The organism is Mycobacterium marinum (genome assembly GCF_003391395.1).
Taxonomy (GTDB): Bacteria; Actinomycetota; Actinomycetes; order Mycobacteriales; family Mycobacteriaceae; genus Mycobacterium; species Mycobacterium marinum.
In genome coordinates, this window is sequence record NZ_CP024190.1 from 4,212,922 (window position 1) to 4,232,994 (window position 20,073).

The 20,073-nt window shown below is 65.2% G+C and carries 16 protein-coding genes; 7 read left to right on the forward strand and 9 right to left on the reverse strand.

Going from position 1 to position 20,073, the window contains the following annotated elements; genetic code table 11:
* Window positions 1-23 precede the first annotated feature (23 nt).
* From CCUG20998_RS17485 to CCUG20998_RS17495, 3 genes are read left to right on the forward strand one after another with little or no spacing between them, the layout of a single operon-like run.
* A complete protein-coding gene (locus CCUG20998_RS17485) occupies window positions 24-896 on the forward strand; it encodes a carbohydrate ABC transporter permease (RefSeq protein WP_020730375.1) in 873 nt (290 codons plus the stop codon).
* A complete protein-coding gene (locus CCUG20998_RS17490) occupies window positions 883-1,722 on the forward strand; it encodes a carbohydrate ABC transporter permease (RefSeq protein WP_036456286.1) in 840 nt (279 codons plus the stop codon). The genes CCUG20998_RS17485 and CCUG20998_RS17490 overlap by 14 nt, the downstream gene beginning before the upstream one ends.
* The gene (locus CCUG20998_RS17495) at window positions 1,719-3,047 is read left to right on the forward strand and encodes an ABC transporter substrate-binding protein (protein WP_020730373.1); all 1,329 of its coding nucleotides are present in this window, start codon (window positions 1,719-1,721) and stop codon (window positions 3,045-3,047) included. Before CCUG20998_RS17490 ends, CCUG20998_RS17495 begins: the two co-directional genes overlap by 4 nt.
* A gap of 30 nt (window positions 3,048-3,077) precedes the next feature.
* Here the strand turns inward: CCUG20998_RS17495 and CCUG20998_RS17500 are convergent, their stop codons facing one another.
* The 4 genes from CCUG20998_RS17500 to ddaH are packed head-to-tail and all read right to left on the reverse strand — an operon-like array spanning window position 3,078 to window position 7,562.
* Complete coding sequence (locus tag CCUG20998_RS17500) at window positions 3,078-3,950, reverse strand: universal stress protein (RefSeq protein ID WP_020730372.1); 873 nt, start codon at window positions 3,948-3,950, stop codon at window positions 3,078-3,080.
* Window positions 3,947-5,416 carry an amino acid permease gene (locus CCUG20998_RS17505; protein ID WP_036456284.1) on the reverse strand — a complete coding sequence of 490 codons (1,470 nt, stop codon included), beginning with the start codon at window positions 5,414-5,416 and terminating at the stop codon, window positions 3,947-3,949. The genes CCUG20998_RS17500 and CCUG20998_RS17505 overlap by 4 nt, the downstream gene beginning before the upstream one ends.
* Before the next feature lie 29 nt (window positions 5,417-5,445).
* Entirely contained in the window at window positions 5,446-6,690 is a 1,245-nt protein-coding gene (gene rocD, locus CCUG20998_RS17510; RefSeq protein ID WP_012395246.1) for an ornithine--oxo-acid transaminase, read from the reverse strand.
* Window positions 6,687-7,562: a dimethylargininase gene (gene ddaH / locus CCUG20998_RS17515; RefSeq protein WP_012395247.1), complete on the reverse strand. Its 876-nt coding sequence runs from the start codon at window positions 7,560-7,562 to the stop codon at window positions 6,687-6,689. The genes rocD and ddaH overlap by 4 nt, the downstream gene beginning before the upstream one ends.
* Window positions 7,563-7,685: 123 nt before the next feature.
* Between ddaH and CCUG20998_RS17520 the strand changes: the two genes are divergently transcribed.
* Window positions 7,686-8,138, forward strand: a complete 453-nt coding sequence (locus CCUG20998_RS17520; RefSeq protein WP_012395248.1) for an Rv2324 family transcriptional regulator — start codon at window positions 7,686-7,688, stop codon at window positions 8,136-8,138.
* On the opposite strand, the gene CCUG20998_RS17525 is transcribed toward CCUG20998_RS17520, so the two are convergent.
* Both CCUG20998_RS17525 and CCUG20998_RS17530 read right to left on the reverse strand, forming a co-directional pair.
* On the reverse strand, window positions 8,135-8,995 hold the full coding sequence (locus CCUG20998_RS17525; protein WP_116269129.1) for a CbiQ family ECF transporter T component: 861 nt from the start codon (window positions 8,993-8,995) through the stop codon (window positions 8,135-8,137). The genes CCUG20998_RS17520 and CCUG20998_RS17525 overlap by 4 nt on opposite strands.
* Entirely contained in the window at window positions 8,992-11,064 is a 2,073-nt protein-coding gene (locus CCUG20998_RS17530; RefSeq protein WP_081651067.1) for a DUF2232 domain-containing protein, read from the reverse strand. Before CCUG20998_RS17530 ends, CCUG20998_RS17525 begins: the two co-directional genes overlap by 4 nt.
* Window positions 11,065-11,182: 118 nt before the next feature.
* On the opposite strand from CCUG20998_RS17530, the gene CCUG20998_RS17535 reads away from it, so the two are divergent.
* Together CCUG20998_RS17535 and CCUG20998_RS17540 are read left to right on the forward strand one after the other, a co-directional pair.
* Complete coding sequence (locus tag CCUG20998_RS17535; protein WP_012395250.1) at window positions 11,183-11,659, forward strand: MarR family winged helix-turn-helix transcriptional regulator; 477 nt, start codon at window positions 11,183-11,185, stop codon at window positions 11,657-11,659.
* A gap of 151 nt (window positions 11,660-11,810) precedes the next feature.
* Complete coding sequence (locus CCUG20998_RS17540; RefSeq protein ID WP_081651085.1) at window positions 11,811-14,351, forward strand: ABC transporter permease; 2,541 nt, start codon at window positions 11,811-11,813, stop codon at window positions 14,349-14,351.
* Here the strand turns inward: CCUG20998_RS17540 and CCUG20998_RS17545 are convergent.
* Complete coding sequence (locus CCUG20998_RS17545; RefSeq protein ID WP_020730367.1) at window positions 14,324-15,484, reverse strand: esterase-like activity of phytase family protein; 1,161 nt, start codon at window positions 15,482-15,484, stop codon at window positions 14,324-14,326. The two genes, CCUG20998_RS17540 and CCUG20998_RS17545, sit on opposite strands and share 28 nt — an antisense overlap.
* Entirely contained in the window at window positions 15,481-16,215 is a 735-nt protein-coding gene (locus CCUG20998_RS17550; protein ID WP_036456280.1) for a VIT1/CCC1 transporter family protein, read from the reverse strand. Before CCUG20998_RS17550 ends, CCUG20998_RS17545 begins: the two co-directional genes overlap by 4 nt.
* 124 nt (window positions 16,216-16,339) lie before the next feature.
* Between CCUG20998_RS17550 and CCUG20998_RS17555 the strand changes: the two genes are divergently transcribed.
* Entirely contained in the window at window positions 16,340-18,283 is a 1,944-nt protein-coding gene (locus tag CCUG20998_RS17555) for an acyl-CoA dehydrogenase family protein (protein ID WP_036456278.1), read from the forward strand.
* 104 nt (window positions 18,284-18,387) lie between these two features.
* Here the strand turns inward: CCUG20998_RS17555 and CCUG20998_RS17560 are convergent, their stop codons facing one another.
* Entirely contained in the window at window positions 18,388-20,028 is a 1,641-nt protein-coding gene (locus CCUG20998_RS17560) for a tryptophan halogenase family protein (RefSeq protein WP_020730364.1), read from the reverse strand.
* Window positions 20,029-20,073 lie beyond the last annotated feature (45 nt).

Sequence of the window (20,073 nt, forward strand, 5' to 3'; positions counted from 1 at the left end):
AACGATCACGCTTTAATACACCCATGCGCGCCACGCCACGCCGAACCACCGCGTTGGCCTATGCCCTGCTGGCACCCAGCCTGTTCGGGGTTCTCGCCTTCCTGTTGCTGCCCATCCTGGTGGTGATCTGGCTGAGTCTGTACCGCTGGGACCTGCTGGGACCGCTGCGCTACGTCGGGCTGGCCAACTGGCGTTCGGTGCTGCGCGACGGCGACTTCGGTAACTCGTTGGTGGTCACCGCCATCTTCGTGGCAATCGTGGTGCCAGCCCAGACGGTGTTGGGCTTGCTCGCGGCGATGATGCTGACCCGCCGGCTGCCGGGCACCAACTTTTTCCGCACCCTCTATGTGTTGCCCTGGATCTGTGCGCCGCTGGCGATCGCGGTGATGTGGCGCTGGATTCTGGCGCCCACCGACGGCGCCATCAGCTCCTTGCTCGGACGCCGCATCGAATGGCTCACCGATCCCGACCTCGCCCTACCGGTGGTTGCCGCGGTGGTCATCTGGACCAACGTCGGCTACGTCTCGCTGTCCTTCCTCGCGGGCCTGCTGGCCATCCCGGACGATATCCACGCGGCGGCACGCACCGACGGCGCCAATGCCTGGCAGCGGTTCTGGCGCATCACGCTGCCGATGCTGCGCCCGACCACGTTCTTCGTCTTGGTCACCGGAATCGTGAGCGCCGCACAAATTTTCGATATCGTCTACGCGCTCACCGGCGGAGGCCCGGAGGGCAGCACCGAGCTGGTGGCGCACCAAATCTATGCCGAGGCATTTGGTTCGGCGGCCATCGGACGGGCGTCGGTGATGGCCGTGGTGCTGTTCGTCATTCTCATCGGCGTCACCTTTGTTCAGCACATGTATTTTCGGCGGCGGATCAGCTATGACCTCACTTAGCCGCCGCCTGTCCCGCCGAGTGCCCACCACGGTGATCTACGCCGGGCTGGTGCTCGGCGCGCTGATCACGCTGCTGCCCTTTGCGCTGGGCCTGCTCACCTCGTTCACCTCCGCACATCAATTCGCCACGGGTACGCCGCTACAGTTGCCCCACCCACCGACGTTGGCCAATTACGCCGACTTGGGCGGTGCCGGGTTCGGCCGGGCGGCGCTGGTGACCGCCCTGATGACGACGGTGATCCTGCTGGGCCAGATGACCTTTTCGGTGTTGGCCGCCTACGCCTTCGCCCGGTTGGAGTTTCCCGGACGCGACGGGTTGTTCTGGGTCTACATCGCGACCCTGATGGTGCCGGCGACGGTCACCGTGGTGCCGCTGTATTTGATGATGGCCCAGCTGGGTTTGCGCAACACCTTCTGGGCCTTGGTGCTGCCCTTCCTGTTCGGGTCGCCGTACGCGATCTTCTTGCTGCGTGAGCATTTCCGCATCATCCCCAACGACATGATCAACGCCGCACGCCTGGACGGAGCCAACACCCTGGATGTCCTGGTACACGTGGTGATTCCGTCCAGCCGCCCGGTCCTGGCCGCCATGACGCTGATCACGGTGGTCTCGCAATGGAACAACTTCATGTGGCCGTTGGTGATCACCAGCGGCCACAAGTGGCGGGTGCTCACGGTGGCCACGGCTGATCTGCAGTCCCGGTTCAACGCCCAGTGGACGCTGGTGATGGCGGCGACGACGGTTGCGATCGTTCCGCTGATCGTGCTGTTCGTCGCCGCGCAGCGCCACATTGTCTCGTCAATCGTGGTGTCGGGGCTCAAGTGAGTCGGCCCCGCTTTTCCACCCTGGTCGCTGTGGCGGTCACGCTCATCGCGGCATTGTTGGGCGTCACCGCGGTGGCGCTGGACCGCATCGACGCACCCCCCGGCGGCAAGATCGTGGTCACGGTCCGGCTGTGGGCGGCGCCGATCGCCGCGGCATATCAACAGTCCTTTGCGGCGTTCAGCCGCACCCATCCCAATATCGAAGTGCACACGAATCTGGTCTCCTTTTCGACCTATTTCGATACGCTGCGCACCGATGTGGCCGGCGGCAGCGCTGACGACATCTTCTGGCTGTCCAACGCTTACCTGGCCGCCTACGCCGATAGCGGCCGGTTGATGAAGATCGACACGGCCGTCGATCCCGGCGAGTGGGAGCCGGCAGTGGTCGACCAGTTCACCCGCAACGGTGTGTTGTGGGGAGTGCCGCAGCTGACCGACGCCGGGATTGCGGTGTTCTACAACGCGGATCTACTGGCCGCGGCGGGCGTGGATCCGGCCGAGCTGGACGGCCTGCGGTGGAGTCCCGGTCCCGACGACACGCTGCGTGCACTGCTGGCCAGGCTCACCGTCGATGCCGACGGGCATGTTGGCGGCACACCGGGTTTCGACCCCGGGCGAGTCCGCCGGTGGGGATACAACGCCGCTAACGACCCGCAGGCCATCTACCTCAACTACATCGGCTCGGCCGGCGGCGTGTTCATGCGCGACAACGAGTTTGCCTTCGACAATCCACCCGCCATCGATGCGTTCCGCTATCTCGTCGGCCTGATCAACAACGATCACGTCGCGCCGCCCGCCTCAGACACCAACGACAACGGTGACTTTTCCCGCAACCAATTCCTGGCCGGCCGGATGGCGCTGTTCCAGTCCGGCACCTACAGTCTGGCTCCGGTGGCCCGCGATGCCTCCTTCCGCTGGGGGGTGGCGATGCTGCCGATCGGCCCCGCGGGCCGGGTCAGCGTCACCAACGGTATTGCCGCTGCCGGAAATTCCGCGTCCCAGCATCCAGACGCCGTGCGTCAGGTGCTGGCCTGGATGGGGAGCAGCGCCGGCAACGAGTATCTGGGCCGCGACGGTGTTGCCATTCCCGCGGTGCGGTCCGCCCAGCCCTCCTACTTCGCCTTCTGGGAAGCCAAGGGCGTCAACGTTGAACCGTTTTTCGCGGTGCTGTCCGGGTCACGCATTCCCGCACCGGGGGGCGCGGGGTTCGCCGCCGGCAACGATGCGCTCAAGCCCTATTTCGATGAGATGTTCCTCGGCCGTGGCCAAGTCGCGACAATTCTGCGCGAGGCGCAGGCGGCGGCCAACGCCGCCGCACGGCGGTAGTTGGAACAAACCGACGCGGCCGGTCTGAGACTAGCCGGGTAACACCAGCACCGGCACCGGACTGTGCCGAATGATCTTGCCGCTGTTGGAACCCAGGAAAACTCTGGCGATGTCACCGCGCGGTGAGGTGCCTACCGCCAGGATCTCGCCGTCTTCCCAGTCCGCCGCATCCAGCGCATGCTGCCAACCGTTGCCCGTGATCACCTCGAGCCCAGCGTCGTCCTCGACGACACCGTCCTTCTGCAGCATTTCCAGCATTCCGCGCGCTTGCTCGGCCCAAGCCTCCAATACCAGTGCCTCCGCATGCAGCCCCACCTCGGGTGGATACATGGTTCGGCCGCGGACCGCAAAGGTGATGACCCGCAGCGGAACCCCGTACTGCCTGGCCAGCTCGGCGCAGCGACGCACCACCTCGACCGAGTCGGTGGTCGCGGCGTAACCGCAGGTGATCCTGGTCAGCCGGTCGGTGCGGGAGTGGTACTGCCGGGGACTGATGGCCACCGGCACCGGCGAGGAATGCAACACCCAGTCGGCGGTCGAGCCGATCAGCACCCGGGCCCTTCGCCCGTTCGGAAAGGAACCCAGGATCAGCATCTCGGCATCGAGTTCCTCGACCACCTCGATCAATCCACCCGACACCGACCGGTGCTCACGATGGCAGTAACTGACCTCGACCCCGGTTGCCACGGTGCGCAGATACCGGTGCGCCTCCTTCTCCGAGTCTTCGGCGACCTGCCCGGCCCACTCCGAATAGTCGCCCTTGGCCAGCGGAGGCGTCAGCCACGGCTTGGTCAGGATGGTCGCCACCGTCAGCGAGGTGTCCAATGTCCGCGCGGCCCGAACGGCTAGATGCAACGCCGAGGGACCCACCCGGCCGGCCAGATAGCCGACGACGACGGTCACCGTTCCTCCCCGGTCGGATTGTCATGCAACGCGGGAGTATTGAGCCTACTGTGGTGCCGCCCCCAGAACAGGTAGAAAATTAGCGCGATCCCGACCCAACCGCCAAACGCGATCCAGGTGTACCAATGCAGGCTGTACAGCAGGTAGCCGCAGGCCAGTATCGAAAGGATCGGGGTCACGGGATAGCCCGGGACCCAAAAGCCGCGCGGCAGGGCCGGCTCGCGCACCCGCAGGATGATCACACCGACCGACACCACGATGAACGCTGTCAGCGTGCCGATGGACACCATGTCGGCGAGCCGGTTCAGCGGCACCAGCGCCGCCAGCACTGCCGCCGCGATGGCCACGACCACCGTGTTGCTCACCGGAGTCTGGAAGCGCGGATGCACGGCCGCAAACCGGGCCGGAAGCAGACCATCGCGGCCCATCGCGAACAGAATCCGCGTCTGGCCGTACATCGTGACCAATGTGACGGTGAAAATCGAGATCACCGCACCCATCGCCAAAACGGTGCTGGCCCACACACTGTGCGTGACGTTGTCGAGAATCGTCGCCAGCCCGGCCTCCTCCTGGCCGGCGAACATCTGCCACGGCTGGGTTCCCAACGCGGCGAACGCAACCAGCACGTAGACCCCGGTGACCACGAACAGCGCGGCGATCAGCGCGCGTGGCACGCTCTGCTGCGGATTCCGCACCTCCTCACCGGCGGTAGACACCGCGTCGAGGCCGATGAACGAGAAGAAGATGGTGCCCGCGGCAGCGCCGACACCGGCAACACCGAAGGGAGCGAAGTCCTTCAAGTGGTTGGTGTCGTAGGCGGTGAGCGCAAGGATCACGAACATGCCCAGCACGCCGAGTTTGATCAACACCATGATCGCGTTGACCTTGGCCGATTCGCTGACTCCCCGAATCAACAGCAATGCGCAGAGTCCGATCAGGATGATCGCCGGCAGGTTTAGATAGCCGGCCGCTTCACCCGGCTGCTCATCCCAGGGCGCCTCGGACAACGCTTGGGGTAATTGGAATCCGAACACGTTGTGTAACAGCTTGTTTACATAGCCGCTCCAGCCCACCGCGACGGCGGCGGTGGCCACGCCGTATTCCAGCAGCAGGCATGACGCCACCCCCATGGCGACCGCCTCCCCCAGGGTGGCATACGCATACGAGTACGACGAACCGGAAACGGGCACCGCCGATGCCAGTTCGGCATAGCAGATGGCGGCAAGACCGGCCGCGACACCAGCGATGATGAACGAGACGATGACGGCGGGCCCCGCTTCGGGCACCGCCTCCGCCAGCACGAAGAAGATTCCGGTACCCACCGTCGAGCCGACCCCGAACATGGTTAGCTCGAAGGCGCCGAAACTCCGTTTTAGGCTGCCTGCCGCACCTTCTGCGACAGGGGCGCCGCCCACCGGGCGGCGCCGCAGCATCTGTTCTCTTAGCCTGATCGAAGTGGCCGGCAATTGCGCCTCCTGTTGCGGGGTCAGGCTGATTATGAGCCTGCTTCCCGCAATACCGCAGCGAACTGCCGAACGGCCCAGTCGATTTCCTGGGCAGTGATCACCAGCGGCGGCGCAAACCGCAGCGTGGAGCCGTGGGTGTCCTTGACCAACACGCCGCGGTCGGCGAGGCGCAAACTGATCTCCTTGCCGGTGGCCAACGCCGGGTCGACGTCGACACCGGCCCACAAGCCAAGGCCCCGCACCTCGAGCACACCCTCACCGATCAGCGCACCCAGCCGCGCGTGCAACCGGGCCCCCAACTCGGCCGAACGGGATTGGAATTCACCGCGCTCCAGCATCGAGACCACCGTGGTACCGATCGCCGCGGCCAACGGGTTGCCGCCGAATGTCGAGCCGTGTTCGCCAGGATTGAGCACCCCGAGGACATCACGGTCGGCGACCACCGCCGACAGCGGAACCACCCCACCGCCAAGCGCCTTGCCCAGCAAGAACACATCGGGTACCACATCCCAATAGTCACAAGCGAAGGTGTAACCCGTGCGGCCCAGTCCGGACTGGATCTCGTCGGCGATCATCAGCACGTTGTGCTCCGAGCACAGCGCACGAACGTCGGGCAGATAGTCATCCGGAGGAACGACGATGCCCGCCTCCCCTTGGATCGGCTCGAGCAGCACCGCAACGGTGTTCTCATCGATCGCCCGCGCCAGTGCGGTGGAATCGCCGAACGGCACCGAACGAAAACCCGGCGTGAACGGCCCGAATCCACCACGGGCAACGGGATCGGACGAGAAACTCACAATGCTGATGGTGCGCCCATGAAAATTGTTGTCCGCCACGACGATGTTGGCCTGGCCCTCGGGAACGCCTTTGACGTCGGCTCCCCATTTGCGAGCAACCTTCAGGCCGCTCTCCACGGCCTCGGCACCCGAGTTCATCGGCAACACCATGTCTTTACCGCACAGCTCGGACAGCGCCGCGCAGAACGGCCCGAGGCGGTCGGAATGAAAAGCACGACTCACCAGCGTCACGGTGTCGAGTTGGGCATGCGCCGTTGCGATGATCTCGGGATTGCAGTGCCCGAAATTGACCGCGGAGTACGCAGACAGACAATCCAGGTAACGTCGGCCCTCGACATCGGTGATCCAGGCACCCTCGGCACTGGCCGCCACCACCGGCAGCGGCGAGTAATTGTGCGCGGCATGCTTTTCGACCAACGCAATCGCGTCGCCGGTTTCATCGACCTCCACCGAAACCGGAGCGTCGAGAATCGTCATGGATGTACCTCCAATGTGCAGCATTTCACGGAACCGCCGCCCTTGAGCAGCTCGGACAAATCGACGCCGATTGGCTCGAAACCGGCCTCACTAAGCTGCAGCGCAAAGCCTGTCGCCGCAGCGGGTATTACGACGTTGCACCCATCCGACACGGCATTGAGGCCGAAGGCGTAGGCGTCTGCACTGCTCACCAGGATCGCGTCGGGGAACAGCGCCTGCAGCTGGTCGCGTGCCGCCGCACTGAAGGCCGGCGGGTAATACGCGATGGTGTGGTCGTCCAGCACAGCCAGCACCGTATCCAGGTGATAGAAACGGGGATCGACGAGCTCGAGCGAGATCACCGGCATGCGCAGTGCGGCTGCGATTTCGGCGTGCGAGCGCGGATCGGTGCGAAAGCCATATCCCGCCAACACCATTTCGCCGACCCGCAGCAGGTCCCCTTGACCTTCGTTGACGTGCCGAGTCGACACCGGCCGATATCCCATGGCGGACATCCAGCGGGCGTAGGCCTTGGACTCACCGGCCCGCTCGGCGAACCGGAACTTGGCGACGATGGCGATGTCGTTGCCGATGAACCCGCCGTTGGCGGCGTACACCATGTCCGGCAGCCCGGGCTCGGGCTCGACCAACTCCACCTGGTGGCCCAGCCGCAGATAGGTCTGGCGCAGTTGCTCCCACTGCGCGAGCGCGACCCCCGCGTCAACCGGTGTCGTGGTGTCCATCCACGGGTTGATCGCATATTCGACCGCGAAAAACGATGGGGGGGTCATGGCATAGCGCCGCGGGCTGGCCGCCCGGGTGCGCTTACTGGACTCTTGCCGTGCCGGCGCGCCCGCCGGTGTGCCCGCCGCAGCGACATAGTAATCCGTCATGAAACAAAGATATTTGCCCTTTCTTGCACAATCAAACGATGATCATTGCGCGTCGACCATCAATATGTTGCGCTAGATTCCGATGTATAGCGATCTGTTGCGCGCCGAGACGAGAGGGGTGACATGGATCACCTGGACGACACCGACGACCGCATTCTGGTCGAGCTGACCGACCATGCCCGGGCCACTTTCGCCGAGATCGGACAGAAGGTGAATCTGTCCGCACCGGCGGTGAAACGCCGGGTCGACCGGATGATCGACAACGGCGTGATCAAGGGCTTCACCACCATCGTCGATCGCAACGCGCTCGGCTGGCATACCGAGGCTTATGTCCAGGTGTTCTGCCACGGCAGGATTGCGCCCGATCAGCTGCAGGCGGCGTGGATAGATATCCACGAGGTGGTCAGCGCGGCCACCGTGACCGGCACGTCGGATGCCATCCTGCACGTACTGGCCCGCGACATGGGCCACCTCGAGACCGCCCTCGAACGCATCAGATCGAGTGCCGACATCGAACGCAGCGAAAGCGTCGTCGTGCTGTCGAACCTGATCGACCGGATGAGGCCCCAACCCTAAGCGGCGTGCAGCATCGTCTCGATGACCACTGCCGCGCCGCGGGTGGCGGCCGTGATCGCCAGCGTCACCCAGTCCCCCAGTTTCGGCCGCGTGGGGTTCGCCGACAGCTGACCGGTGCCACCGCGCGCGGTGATCGCGTCGCCCATCTCGTCCGCGCGGCGCAACGTCACGGTGATCGCCGCCGCCAGCAGGTCGATCACTTCCATCCCGCGCCGCTGCCGGCGCGCCTTGCGCGTCACCGGCATCGGTCTGGGCCTCAGCCGGCGGGCAGCGTAGAGCACCTGAAATTCGTCGATGAGCATCGGAAAAGCGCGCAGCGCCAGCGCCAGAACCACCGCCCATTCGTCAACCGGGATCCGCAGCAGCCGCAGGGGCCGGCCCAGAGTCGCTACGGCGGGCCCGATTTCGGCGACATTGGTGGTCCAGGAAACCATCGCCCCCAACGCGAGCAGCACGATCGACAGCGCGGTGATCCGCAAGAAATTCAACGCTCCGCCCAGGCCGAGCTCGACGCCGCCGACCGAGACCATCGGATCACCGCCGGCCAACGCAGCCGTCAGCCCACCAAACGCGAGGACGACAAAAAGCCAGCGCGGCATCGATGGCACCGCACCGCGAGGAATGTGCGCGATCCAGGCCGCCACCAGCACCAGCGCCGCCATCAACCCGATGGTGACCCATCCCGGATAAAACGTCAGCAGCACCGAGATTGCGAATACCACCAGCAGCTTGGTGCCGGCCCACAGGTCGTGGATGGCAGACCCGCGCGGCACCGGCACCAGCAATACCACCGGCCGCGCGGCGCGCCGGGAGCCAGGTTCTGGGGTGGCCGAGGCGCTCGGCGACGGAACAGTCATGGCTTGCCCCCTGCCCCTGTTCGGCCCCCGAGTCCTCCGGCGGCGGTCGTCGAGACCGGTTCCATGACACCGTTGTTCAGATGCAACGTCCGCGGGCAAAGCTCATCCATGCCGGCGAAATCGTGCGAAATAACCACCACCGTCAGACCCTGTTCCCGGCGCAGGTCTTCCAGCAGGCGCAGCAACCCGCGCTGGCTGGTGGCGTCCAACCCGGCCAGCGGCTCATCAAGGATCAACGCCCGCGGCGAGCACGCCAGAAGTCCGGCCAGCACCACGCGGCGCATCTGCCCGCCACTGAGCTGATCAATGCTGCGTTTGGCCAGTGTGGGATCGAGCCCAACCACGCTCAGCGCCGCGGCCACCCGGTCCTCGTCGCGGGCCGAGAAGCCGGCCGCCGAAGCGACTTCCAGATCGACCCGGCTACGCATCAGCTGCAGGCGCGCCGCCTGGAACGACAACGCGACCGCACCCACCTGCTCGTGGGTGGGCCGACCATCCAGCAGGCAGGCGCCGGTGGTGGGGACGGTCAGCCCGGCCATCACCCAGGCCAGCGTCGACTTGCCAGAGCCGTTACCGCCATGGATCAGCACACCGTCGCCCTGCTCCACCACGAAGTTGAGATCGCGCAGCGCGGTCTTGGCCCACGGGGTGCCGATGTTGTACTCGTGGCCGACGCCGATGAGTTCGAGCGCCGGCCGCTGCACTCCGACGCTCACCGCGACAGCCGGCGCGGGCACCGGCGCGGTCTCGACCATCTCGGCGTTATCCGGTGATTCGCTCAAGTCGACCGTGCGGTCGGCGGAATCGGCCTCGTTGTTGTAGTGCGTGATATGCACCAGGGCGGTGCGGTGCCGTTTCGTCAGACCGGACAGCACCCGCAGCAGCGCTTCGCGGCCTTGCTGGTCGACCATGGTGGTGACCTCATCGGCGATCAGTATCGCCGGCTCCCTGGCCAGCGCCGCCGCCAAGGCCAGTCGCTGCAGTTCACCGCCGGACAAACTGCCGGTCTCGCGTTCCGCGAGCCCCTCTAGGCCCACCTCCGCAAGTTGCTGGTCGACATCGATCTTGGTGCCCGGCGGCAGACCCCACACCACGTCGTCGGCCACCCGGGTACCCAGCACCTGACTTTCCGGATGCTGCAGGACCACCGCCGTGCCGCCGAGCTTGCCCAGACCCACCGCGCCCGGCCGCTCCACAGTGCCCGACGTCGGCTCTCGCCCCGCCAGGATCAGCATCAGCGTGGTCTTCCCGGAACCATTGGCCCCGGTGATCGCGATGTGTTCGCCGACGCGAACGTCGAGGCTGACCTCACGCAGCGCGTCTTGTCCGGCACCGGGATAGCGAAAGCGCACCTTGTCCAACCGCACCGGGACCGGCTCGATCGAGGTCGCTTCGCCGGCCACAGGCGCGTCCAACTTGTGCACATCGGGGATGCCGCGCATCCGCTCCAGCAAGCGCGACAGCGCCCACCACCCGATGAGCGAGACCACCATGATCGCGACGGTGAAGTAACCCAGCAGCACCCACGGCCAGTAATGCAGCCCCTCGGCGAAGTAGCGCTTCAGATCCTCGGCGGCGCCCTCCATGCCCATCCGCGCCATGAACGAGGAGAGCCCCTCCACGTTGGCGGTCATCACCTTGAAAATCAGGTGCCGCAACCGCGTCAGCGCCGCCAACATGCCAACCATGGCCGAGCCGAACACCAATCCGGCGATCAGGGACGAGACGATCACCGTCGGTGTGCCGCGCCCCTTGCGTTTCACGATTCCGGTCAGGCCACCGATGTAGGCGCTGTGCACCACCCCCATGAATCCGCCCAGTCCGGCGATCAGAAAAGCGATCACCCCCGCAGCGACCGTGGCCGCAACCAGCACCCGCAAGCGGTAACGGTAGGCCAGCAATCCGGTGGGGACGGTGCCCAGCAACGCCAGTCCGGCGGCAAACGGAACGACGACAGAAATGATCGCGGTCACCGCGCACAGCGCGGCCATCACCGAGGCCTGCGCCAATTCGCCCGGTCGGAGCGGCCCTCCTCGGTGGGGCGGCGCAAGCGGGGCTGACGCGGTCATTTCATCGATTCTGCCAGCCTCGGGCCGGCGGGGCGCCGCAGCACACCGCCATACGCTGGTTTGATGTGATGGCACCCACGATTGGCGGCACTTAGCAAAGCTATGAAACGATAGGAACATGACCTCATCAGCCACAGCCAACCAAGCCCAGGTTGCGCACGGCCTTGGAGCGGATCTGCTGGCCGTCGTCGCGCGGCTGAATCGGCTGGCAACGCAGCGCATCCAGATGCCGCTGCCCTCCGCTCAGGCACGGCTGCTCGCGACCATCGAGGCCCAGGGCGAAGCCCGCATCGGCGACCTGGCCGCCGTCGACCACTGCTCTCAGCCCACGATGACCACTCAGGTGCGTCGGCTCGAAGACGCCGGAATGGTGACCCGAACCGTCGACCCGGGCGACGCCCGCGCCGTCCGGATTCGTATTACGCCAGAGGGAATGCGCACATTGAGCGCGGTGCGAACCGACCGGGCCGCCGCTATCGAACCGCAGCTGGCCCGGCTCGAGCCGTCGGACCGCCAGGTGCTCGCGGATGCGGTCGAGGTGCTGCGCCGCCTGCTGGACAATGCGGCCGCCACGCCAGGCCGCAACACCCTCTGACCGACGCGGTGCATCCTGGATGGATAGACCCGTCCAGCGGGTACACACTTAGTTCCAGACCGGTTGGCCGGGAAGCTGGACGCGATCGGTGACGGAAGGTGGCGGGCATGCGGACCGAGGCATCTTGATGCCGAACGGTTTCCCTCTGACCGTGTGGCTCGGATCGATGCGCTACGTCTTTACTCCGGGCCGCGACGCATTGGTGGGTTACGGCGACAAGTTCGATATCCGCCTGGATGGCCCGGCCCCCTTTGACACCTTTGACCGGCCAACCCCGGAACTGGCACTGCGATTCGCGGGCAATCGTTGGGTGGCCATCGATCAAAGCCGCAACGGCATGTTCGTTGACGGAGCGCGGTTGGCGACCGTCGACATCCGTGACGGCCTCACGATCACCGTCGGCGATCCCCACCATGGAACGCCGCTGCGCTTCCAGGTCACCGCTGCCGCCGGAGCGCGATCGCTACCTGCCGATCCGCCACGAGGCCCGGGGCATCCGCCGCCGCGTCCCGCCCGGGCCGAGCCCGCCCCGCCGCAGCCCGTCCCCCCGAGCAAACCGACGGAGTCGGTCACCCAGCAACTTCCCACCGCATCGGCGACCCAACGAATCGCCACGCCACCGCCGGCACCGTCGACGTTCGAGCGGGCGACCCGGCCAATCCGGTTGGCACCGCCGGGCGCACCCGCGGCTCCTCCCCCGATGCCACCGCACCCACCAGCACCGCCATCACCACCGCGTCCGCCATCACAGTCCTCTCCGACGCCGCCGACCCCCGAGTTACCCGCGGCGTCGGCACCAGCTGCGTCCGAGGGCGCGGAACAGCCCAAGAGCCGGGGCCTGGTGGAGCGGATGATCGACGCCACCCGCAAGCTGCTGCCCGGCCGTGCCGAAACCGACTCCGCCTCCGACTCCGACTCCGACTCCGACTCCGACTCCGGTTCCAGCACCGGCACCGGCACCGGCACCGGCGAGTTGCCGTCGACCAACCGATTGCCGCTCAAGCCCGGCGCACGCACGATCGGCGTGGCGGCATATCAGTTGGGGCTCACCGTCGACGGGCACGAGCTGATCTCGGACGTCTCATTCACGACGCGCCCAGGCTCTTTGATCGCCGTGGTCGGCCCGTCGCGAGCCCGTAACTCCAGCCTGGCCGGGCTACTGGCCCGCACCCGACCGCTCAGCGACGGTGTCCTGACCGTCGATGGTCACGACGTCGCGGCCGAACCGGAATCGATGCGGTCGCGCATTGGGGTGGTAACGCGGGACAACCGGGTACACCCGCGGCTGACCGTCGAACAGGCGCTGAGTTATGCCGCCAGGATGCGGCTGCCACCAGACACCTCGGCCGACAATCGCCGGCGCGTGGTGAACCAGGTTCTCGACGAAGTCGAGTTGACCGCGCAACGCGCCACCCGGGTGGCCAAACTGACACCCGACGAGCGACGGTGCGCGGCGATGGCAATCGAGCTCATCACCCGACCGTCGTTGCTGGTGGTCGACGAACCGAGCGCCGGGCTGAACCCGGCGCAGGAGATGCATGTGCTGGCCATGCTGCGCCGCCAGGCCGATCTCGGGTGCGTCGTCGTGGTCGCATCCATGCCGCTGGCCCACCTGAACATGTGTGACCAGGTGCTGCTGCTTACCCCGGCCGGGACCTTGGCGTTCGCCGGGCCTCCCGTCCAGATCGAATCGACGATGGGCACCGCCAGCTGGCCGGACATCTTCGCGCGGGTCAGTGCCGATCCGCAGGCCGCGCATCAATCGTTTCAGAACCGGCTACGCGCGTCGGTGTCACCGACACCACCGTCGGTGCTCGAACCCGAACGGCGCCCCGCCGAACTCACCTTCGGCGCGCAAGTCCGCCTGATACTTCGCCGCCAGGTGCGGGTTTTCCTCGCCAGCCGGCTGTACTTGGTTTTCCTGGCGCTGCTGCCATTTGCGTTGGGTGCCCTGACGTTACTGATTCCCGGCAATTCCGGCTTGGATAGACCGCCCCCGGGCAGCGGCAACCCCCACGAAGCCGTCGAGATCCTGGCGGCCCTCAACTTCGCGGCGGTGCTCATGGGCACCGCCCTGACCGTTCGCGATCTGGTCAGCGAGCGCCAGATTTTCCACCGTGAACAGGCCGTTGGGCTATCAGCTTCGGCCTACCTGATCGGGAAGATCATCATGTTCGGCCTGGTCGCGGCCGTTCAGGCCGCGATCCTCACCGCCATCGTTCTGCTCATCAAAGGCCAGCCGGTGCACGGCGCGGCGCTGCTCCCCAACCCCGGTGTCGAGATCTATGCCAGCGTGGCGGCCACGACCATCGTGTCCGCCATCATCGGGCTGACGCTCTCGACGTTGGGCAGTTCGCTGCGCGAGGTCTTGCCGCTGGTGGTACCGGTGATCCTGGCGTCCTTACTATTTGCCGGCGGCCTGGTGCCGCTGGTGGGAACCTGGGGATTCGACCAGATCGCGTGGTTTGTCCCCGCCCACTGGGGATTTGCGGCGACCGCATCCACGGTTGATCTGCACCGCGTCGACGTGCTTGCCACCCACAATGAAGTGTGGGCGCACTATGCGGGCTGGTGGGCCTTCGACATCGGCATGCTGGTCACCTTCGGTGTCGTGGGAGCCGGACTTGCCCGCTACCGGCTACGGGCTCCCGGCGTCCCGGCAGATCACGGCATCGCCCACAGCAGGAGTTGAGTGACCTTGGCGGGTGAGAAGTCGTTGTCACTCACCAGCACCACCGATTGACGGCCGTCCGCCAATTTCGGTCCCAGCGTGATTCCTTCGATGTTGTTCAGCGGTGACAATGCCGCGGCCGCCGCCGTGCCGGCCAGGGCGGGCAGGTCGGCGGCCAGCGTCTTGCGCATCGGGGTCAACGGCGTCCCGTGAATCGTTGGCATGGACAGCACGTCCGTCGCGGCACCGATCTCGGCGCGGAAGATGCGGATGACCGGAGGCACCGTCGCCGTTCGTTCCACCACCAAGAACGTCGTATCCGACAGGGCGACCAGATCTGAGACGCCGTTGCGGACCGCGGGCGATGCAGCCGGCTCCATGGGGTAGGCGTACTGGGCGGTGGGCGCGGCCGTCTCCACGTCGAATTTGGTGAAACGCGTCAGCACTTGGCGGCCGGTGTTGGCCGGCGGCTCGTCCTGCAAACCCGGTTCTTCCATCGCGGCGTACAGCGACCGACCGTCGGGTGTCAGCGCCAGACCCTCGAGCGCCTGATTGTTGCGCGGCCCGGTGCGTTGGGCGGACACCGCCAGATTCGGCGGCAAGGTGAACTGTCCCAGATATCGGCCGTCCAGATCCGCTATCCGGATCCACGGGTCCAACAGCCCCAATTGCCGATCGGTGAGTCGCTCACCTTCGGAGCTCCAATACAGTCGCCGCCGGGCGGTGTCCACGGCGATGCCTTCCGGGTCAGGGGAAATCACCGGTGGCGTGCTGCTGCGATTCAGCGGCCCGAACGGCTTACCGTCGCGATCCAGCAAGGAATACGCGCCGGTGACGGTGATGTCGCTGATGCCGATGTCCGACAGCGCCAGCCGCATTGTGAAGAACCGGCCGGGTCCCCGGTCGGAACGATCATCGCTGATCACGTAGTAGACCTGACGGTCGGCGTCGTAACTGATGCCCGAGAGTCCGCCGATCACGGCGCCATCGACGCTGGCTCCGAACGGGATCTGCGCCTGGCCGATATAGCTCAGCAACGCAGCTGGGGTGTGCACCCCGCCCCGCTGATGTGTCGGGGCGCAACCGAAGACCGCGGGGCACAACACGCACCCCACTAGCAAGCAGGCCAGCAGCCGGCCGAGAAACGGTTTCACATCACCGAAGCGATAAGCAGCCCAACCAGATAGGTCGCGGCGACCGCGACCGAGCCGAATAGCAATTGCCGAAAAGCGCTGCACCAAATCGCTTTACGGGTGAACCTCGCGGTCACACCACCGGCGATCAACAGGCCGGCTCCACCGAAAATCAACCCAGCCGACAACGAGCCGAATCCCAGCAAGTAGGGAATCAACGGCATGACCGCACCGATGGCGAACATTGCGAAAGACGATATCGCGGCCGCCGATGCGGATGGCTTCTCGGCCGGGTGCACACCGATTTCTCCGACCATATGGAAGTTGACCGCCCGGTTCTCGTCGCGATGGATCTCGTCGGTGGCGGTCTGGGCGGTCTTTTCGGTCATCCCCATGTCCACCAACATCGCGACCAGCTCGGCCCGTTCCGCTTGCGGACGGGCACGCAACGCGCGACGTTCCACATGCACCTCGGAGTCGATCTGTTCGTTGGCCGTGGTCACCGAGGTGAATTCCCCCAGCGCCATGGAGAACGCGCCCGCCAGTAATCCGGCGATGCCACTGACGATGGTGGCGTGAACGCTCTCGGCCGCCGCGACACCGGCGATCAGGCTGGTATTGCTGACCAGACCATCCATCGCGCCGAAAGCTGCGGCTCGCAACCAGCCTCCGCTCACATCGGAGTGCGCGTGCCCAACGTCGAGAGCCGATTCGGGGTTGTGACTGGAATCGGTTGGTTCTGGGGTCGACATCGCAATATCTAAACCCACCGCGGCCTCCGCTGATCGGTCAGGATGCGCCCCGACGGCCTCCGATGGACCAAATCCGAGACGCTGGTGTCTCCCACACCCCGGTTTAGCGAGCTACGGTTCGGGTATGGCGCCGGACATGACCAACACAGCCAAACATCTGCGCGACGCCCTCGACGGCCGGTTCCGCGACGTGAAAAACGAGATGCGGCAGCAACTGACCCTGGAGATATTCCGGCCGCACTACACACCGAACACCGTCATCGCCCGCGCCAAGGTTGCCGAACAGATGCAATTCATGGCCGGGGCGGGAGCGGCCGAGGACAGCTTCCGCAAAGAACATGGCGGCACCGGCAATGTGGGTGCGGCCATCACCATGATCGAGATGCTGGCGATGTCGGACCTGTCGCTGATGGTCAAGGCGGGCGTCCAATGGGGACTGTTCGGCGGCGCGGTCGAAAATCTGGGCACCGAGCGCCACCACGAACAGTACGTCCCAAAGATCATTGACCTGCAGCTGCGCGGCTGCTTCGCGATGACCGAGACCGGACACGGCAGCGATGTCCAGTCATTGGAAACCACGGCGACCTACGACGCCGATACCGAGGAGTTCATCATCGACTCCCCGACCCCTACCGCCCGCAAGGACTACATCGGCGGCGCGGCCGAAACCGCAACCATAGCAGCAGTTTTCGCGCAGCTGATCACTCAGATCGACGGCGAACAAGCCAATCACGGGGTGCACTGTTTCTTGGTTCCGATCCGCGACGAGGACGGCAACGATCTGCCAGGTGTGACGACCTCGGACTGCCACTACAAGGGTGGGCTGCCGGGCGTCGACAACGGCCGCATCACCTTTGATCACGTTCGGATTCCCCGGGTGAACCTGCTGAACAGGTACGGCGACGTGGCCACCGACGGCACCTACAGCTCGCCGATCGACAATCCCAACCGCAGGTTCTTCACCATGATCGGCACGCTGATCCGTGGCCGGGTCACCGTTGGCGGCAGCGCGGCTGCGGCCGCTCGGGTTGCACTGGACATTGCCACCCGATATGCGTTGCAGCGCAGGCAGTTCAGTGCACCCGATGACGACGACAGCGAAGTGCTGATCATGGACTACCTGATGCACCAGCGCAGGCTGTTCCCGCTGATCGCGCGATCGTATGCGCTGCAGTTCGCACAGAACGAACTGGTGTCGAAATGTCATGACCTGCAGACAACGGACTCCCCCGACGCCGAAGAGCAGCGCGAACTGGAGGCTCGCGCCGCCGGCCTGAAGGCCGCCAACACCTGGCACGCCAGCCGTGCCATTCAGGAAGCGCGCGAAGCGTGCGGCGGCGCCGGCTACATGGCCGAGAATCGGCTGATCGCGTTGCGGGCCGACACCGACGTGTTCACCACATTCGAAGGCGACAACCACGTGCTGACCCAACTGGTCGCCAAGGAGCTGCTCACCGCGTACGCCGACGACATCCGCAGTATGAGCCCGGTCGAGTGGGTGCGTTTCGCGGCCAACGCGGTCGGCGACCGGGTGATGAAGCGCACCGCGGCCGAAGCGATCATGCAGCGGATCGTGGACGCCCGCCAGGACAACGAAGAAGAAGGCAGCCTGTTCAACCGCGGCACCCAAGTCAAGATGTTCGAAGATCGCGAAGACTATCTGTTGTCCTCGGTGGCTCGGCGGCTGCAGAACAAATCCAACGAAATGTCGGCGTTTGATGCCTTCAACGCGGTCCAGGACCACGTGCTCCATGCCGCACAGGCCCATATCGACCGGGTGGTTCTGGAGGCTTTCGTCGCCGGCATCGAGTCATGCACCGACGAGCAGGCCCGCGAGCTATTGGGGGTCGTCTGCGACTTGTACGCGTTGTCGGTAATCGAGGAAGACAAGGCGTGGTACATCGAGCACCGGTACCTCTCGACCGAACGCGCCAAGGCAGTCACCCGAGGCATCAACGATCGATGCCGGGTGCTGCGCCCGCACGCCAGGACGCTGGTGGACGGTTTCGGCATCCCGAAGCCCCTGCGTTACGCCGAGATGCTGCATCCCGAGAATCTTCCCGACTGAGATCGGCCCGCTCAGCGTCCGCCTCGGTCCCCCGACCCGGGTAAGGGGGCCGAGGCCGAACGCCTCGCACCGACCAGCCATTTGGTCGTTGGCCAGCGGGCTGCTCAGGCGACGAACGTGACTTCTGGCTCCATCGGATCGTTGGGCTCCATGTCCTTGCCGTGGAGCTTGAGCAGATATTCGTAGTTGGAGGGCAACGTTTCAACCAGATGCCGCTGCTTTTGCTTCACATCCAGGAACAGCGCATCCGCTTCGTGGATAGCCTCCGACTGGTAGTTGATCGCCGGCAGTGTGTGATCAGGCAGCACCCCCAAGCCGGCGAAAATGCAGTAGTAGCTGCCGTTGGTCCAGAAGTTCTCGAACTCCGCGTCGAAGTTCGAGTAGTACGACGACTCCGTGGCAATTGGCGGGTTGACCGGCACGCCTGCCTTGTACATCGCAACCTTCTCCTTGATGGAATCGGTCAACGTGAGTTCCTTGTTGGCGCGCCAGAATTCGGTATCGGTGCGAGGAGAGAAGTAGAAGTGGGCCTGCAGGAAATCGCGGGTCTCGTCGAATAGGGTATCGATCTTTCGGTTGAACCGATCGATGAGCACCGGGTCAAAGCGGCGGTCCGGGAAGTGCTTGGCCAACTGGTATAGGGCCGCGTAGATCAAAAAGATTCCGGTCGACTCCAACGGCTCCAGGAAGCACGAGGAGAGGCCGACGCTCACCACGTTCTTCACCCATGACCGGCGGTTGCGTCCCACCCGGAACCGAATCTTGTTCAGCGGCGTGTCTTCCGGGTCGAGTTGCCACAAGGTACAGAAGTCGCGAATGGCCTCGTCTTGTGATGCGAATTGACTGGAGTACACGTATCCCGACCCGAAGCGACCGAGCAACGGCGTGCGCCACGTCCAACCGGACTTCATTGCGATCGCCGAGGTGTAGGGCTCAATACCGTTGGCCGCATCGTCATGGCGGATCGGTGTGGCGACCGCACTGTCACACAGCAGGTGGTCGTTCATGTCGATGAACGGCTCGTTCATCGCTTCATTGATCAGCAATCCGCGAAAGCCTGAGCAGTCGACAAACAGGTCTCCATCGAGTCGGTGACCTTCCTCGGTTCGCAGCGCGGTGATGTACCCGTTGCTGTCCTTTTCAGCCGAGGTCATCTTTTCCTGCACGTGCACGACACCAAGGTTCTTGGTGGCGAAGCGTCGCAAGAAGTCCGCTACCAGTGCCGCGTCGAAGTGCCAGGCGTAGTAGGTGGCCTGAGTCCCGTCCAGGTACCGAGGCGCCTTCATGGCGTCCATGATCGCGGGCTCACGGAAGCACGCATAGTCGAAAGGCTCGTAGGTTCCCCCCTTTAGCTGATTGCGGGCCCAATAGTGCGATAGTGGAATGTGCTGCGGGGACGGCAGCAGTCCGAACGGGTGGTAGAAGTGGTCCGGCCGCCCCTGCCATTGACGGGCGACAGGTGATCCCTCACCCGGGGTGCGCCAGTTGATGAACTTGACCGCGGTCTTGAAGCTGGCGTTGCACTCGCGCATCCACTCGTCCTCGGGGATGCCGAGGAAGTCAAACACCACCCGCTGCAGATTCGGGACGGTGGCCTCGCCGACCCCGATACGCGGAACGGAGGGCGCCTCCAGGACGGTGATTTCTACATTGCCCTGCAGCGCCTTCCCAAGATATGCAGCCGTCATCCATCCAGCGGTGCCACCGCCGAGAACTACGACCTTCTTGATCAGGTTGTCATCCACAGACTTCAATTCCTTTCCGATTGGTCGGCCGATCGCATAGGTGCG